1 protein-coding gene is annotated in these 1008 nt (G+C 35.8%); it reads left to right on the forward strand.

The features are described 5' to 3' along the window. On the forward strand, window positions 1-594 hold a 594-nt coding region (locus E1163_RS00280; RefSeq protein WP_155168537.1), incomplete at its 5' end, for a porin family protein. Window positions 595-1008: the final 414 nt, after the last annotated feature.

The raw sequence follows: 1008 nt of genomic DNA on the forward strand, positions 1-1008 counted from the left end.
GGACAAATTAAATTAGGAGTAAAAGCCGGTGCCAATAGGTCTAACCTACTATCCGGAGACGAGGATGTTGATGTTGATGCCAAGATGGGATTCCATTTTGGAGGTTATATAGATTTGTCATTATCTGAAAAGTTCAGCATACAGCCTGAACTGGTTTATTCCACTCAGGGAGCAAAGTCAGAGTATTCAGAAACGGTTGAAGACGTAGGTTTTGTTTTCTCTTACTCAAGTGAGAGCAAAGTAAAGTTAGACTATTTAAATATTCCGGTGCTGTTTAAATTCAAACCGGCTGAAATATTCTATATTGGTGGTGGACCGCAGTTGGGCATACTATTGAGTGCAAAGCATGAATATTCTACAACGTTTGTTGGTTCGGGAGTATCAGAGTCAGAGTCGGGGCAAGAGGATGTAAAAGATGAACTTAATGCAATTGATCTGTCTCTTGCCATCGGAGCTGGCATTGAGTTAGAAAACGGGTTGAACTTTGGAATTCGTTATAACTATGGTATTTCTGATGTAGCTGATGAGAATGATGGTGACCCTATTAGAAATTCTGTGCTACAAGCTTCAGTTGGGTATACTATCCTAAAATAATCCCGCAACTGTTTAAAGCCGTTCACCATTTGGTTCGGACGGCTTCCTTCTCATCCCTTTTCTATATTTTTTCATTGATTATTACGGGCACCAGTCTTGCTTGAAAATGGTGTTTCGGAGTGTATTTAGCAGTTTTATCCAAAGGCTAATAATTTTGGCATGCTTTTGGTTTGAGGCTGTAAAGATTTAGTAGAATTGCAAGCTATATTCTTGAATATTACGCGATTTCTTTGAAATTATTTTGATTTTTTGTTGAAATACCGTTTTGAAAAATTTTTAAACTTTTTTGTTGGAGAAGTCATATTAACTAATAGTTTTGCAATCAGTTTGATTTTTTAAATACAATATGTTATTTAAAAATTGTTAATTTGGGGATGCTATTGCCAAAATAAATATGGATGTTTTTTGCAAATT

Source organism: Fulvivirga kasyanovii (assembly GCF_009711405.1).
Taxonomy (GTDB): Bacteria; Bacteroidota; Bacteroidia; order Cytophagales; family Cyclobacteriaceae; genus Fulvivirga; species Fulvivirga kasyanovii.